This is a genomic window from Mycobacterium sp. SP-6446, from assembly GCF_001954045.1.
In the GTDB taxonomy this organism is placed as follows: Bacteria; Actinomycetota; Actinomycetes; order Mycobacteriales; family Mycobacteriaceae; genus Mycobacterium.
In genome coordinates this window covers 1-2448 of the sequence record NZ_MBEM01000122.1, presented here as the reverse complement: position 1 = coordinate 2448, position 2448 = coordinate 1, and the positions used below count along the sequence as shown (strand labels likewise).

The 2448-nt window shown below is 70.5% G+C and carries 1 protein-coding gene; it reads right to left on the bottom strand.

The window, feature by feature from the left end; translation table 11 throughout:
- A partial coding sequence (locus A5736_RS10310) for a type I polyketide synthase (RefSeq protein WP_139333241.1) occupies nt 1-2448 on the bottom strand: 2448 nt, incomplete at both ends.

Here is a 2448-nt window from a genome sequence, read left to right as displayed (position 1 = left end):
CGAATCCACGAGGATCAAGCGGCCCGGGTGCTCGGCCTGCGCGGAGCGCACCAGCCCCCACACCGCCGCGCCGGCCAGGTCGGGGGCCTCCTCGCCGGGCAGCCCCACCGCACCATGAGTGACGACCGCGAGAATCCCGGAACCATCACCGGCCAGAGACGACTGCAATACCCGCAGCACCTCATGGGTAGCCGCGCGCACTGAGCGGGCCACACCGTCGGCCGCCGGGCCCGGCTGCCACACCGTCACGCCGTCGTCGCCAATCCCGTTGGGCCCCAATGACACCGGTGACCAGGTCACCTCGAACAGTCCTCCGCCCGCCCGACGGCCTGGCGCAGGCACCGACAATTGCGCCACCGAGACCGGACGAACTACCAACTCGCGCACCGACAACACGGGCAGACCCGCACCGTCGGCCAGGTCCACCGACACCGCCGCCACGCCGACAGGTGCGATCCGCACCCGGACCCTCGATGCCCCGGCAGCGTGCAGACACACGCCCTGCCAGGAAAACGGCAGCATCGTCTCGACCTGTTCGCCGGCCACGCCCATCGCGTGCAGGGCCGCGTCCAACACCACGGGATGTATTCCGAAGCCGCCGATCTCCCCTCCGGCGGCCTCGGGGACAGCGACCTCAGCGAACACTTCGTCGCCCCGCTGCCACATGGCCCGCAGGCCCCGGAACGCCGGCCCGTACTCATAACCCCGATCGGCCAGTCGCTCGTACGCATCGACCACGTCTACCGGCGTCGCCCCCACCGGCGGCCAGACCGACAGATCCGCGGCCGGCTGCACCGTTCCCGCGCTCAGCGCGCCCTCGGCGTGCAACACCCAGGCCGAACCGGGCTCAGCCGCAAGCGAATACACCGACACCGTCCGGCTGCCCGAACCCGTCGGGGCGCCCACCACCACCTGGATCCGCACGCCCTCGGCCGGTTGCAACAGCAGCGGCGCCGACAGCGTGAGCTCCTCCACCACGGTGCAACCGACCTCGTCGCCGGCGCGCAACGCCAACTCGACGAACCCGGCGCCCGGGAACAGCACCACCCCGGCCACCGCGTGATCGGCCAGCCACGGTTGGGCAGCCACCGAGAGCCGGCCGGTGAGCACCACGCCGCCCGAGTCGGGCCGGTGGACCACCGCGCCCAGCAAGCCATGCTCGGCCCCCGCCAAACCCAGGGCACCCATGTCACCGGTTCCGGTGCCCATCTCGGGCAGCCAAAACCGCTGCCGCTGAAAGGCGTACGTCGGCAACGGAACCTGACACCCGCCCACGAACGCCGCCCGCCAGTTCACGGACACGCCCGCGACGTGAGCCTGACCGACCGACAGCCAGAACCTGTCGAGCCCACCGTCCTCGCGGCCCAGCGAGGGAATGACGACGGCGTCGGCGGCATTCCGATCGGTCAGGGTTACCTCGATGCCGGCGAGCAACACCGGATGGGGACTGGATTCGATGAAAGCCTGATGGCCACTATCGCGCGCGGCGCGCACCGCGCGTTCGAACTGCACGGTCTGCCGGATGCTCCGGAACCAGTACTCGGCGTTCAGGCCGGCGGTGTCCATGAGCTCGCCGGTGACCGTGGAGAAGAAGGCGACCGAGGACGAACGCGGCGCTATGCCGGCCAGCGCCTCGGCGAGCGGCTCACGGATCGCGTCCACCTGCGCGGAGTGCGAGGCATAGTCGACATCGACCCTGCGCGCCCGGACGCCATCCGCCTCGCTGCGCGGCATCAGTTCCTCGAGTGCCGTCACCTCACCGGAGACGACGACCGCCGAAACACCGTTGACGGCAGCAATATTGAGCCGATCCCCCCACGGTTCCAGCAGTGCGCGCGCTCGCTCCAGGCCGCACGCCAGCGAGACCATCCCCCCGGAACCAGCCAACCGCACCAGCAGCCTGCTCCGCAGCGCGACGACCCGGGCGGCGTCCTCCAGCGACAACGCACCCGCGACGTACGCCGCCGCGATCTCGCCCTGCGAGTGGCCGATAACCGCGTCCGGGCGGACGCCCACCGAACGCCACAATTCGGCCAGCGACACCATCACCGCCCACAGCACCGGCTGCACCACGTCGACCCGGTCCAGCCCCGGGGCGCCCACCGCGCCCCGGATGACATCGATCAGGGACCATTCCACGTGTTCGCCGAGCGCCTTATCGCATCGGTGCATGTGATCGGCGAAAACCTTTGACGTGTCGAGCAATTGGGCCCCCATGCCGACCCATTGGGAGCCTTGGCCGGGGAAAACAAAAACCGTCCTGTCCACCGCGCGGGCACGGCCCACCACGACATTCGCGCCGGGCTCACCGGCCGCCAGCCCGGCCAATCCGGCCAGCAGCTGCTCGCGGTCAGCGCCCACCACCACCGCCCGATGCTCGAACACCGAACGCGTCGACACCAACGACCAGCCCACGTCGGCCGGATCAAGATCGGCGCCAACGTGCGT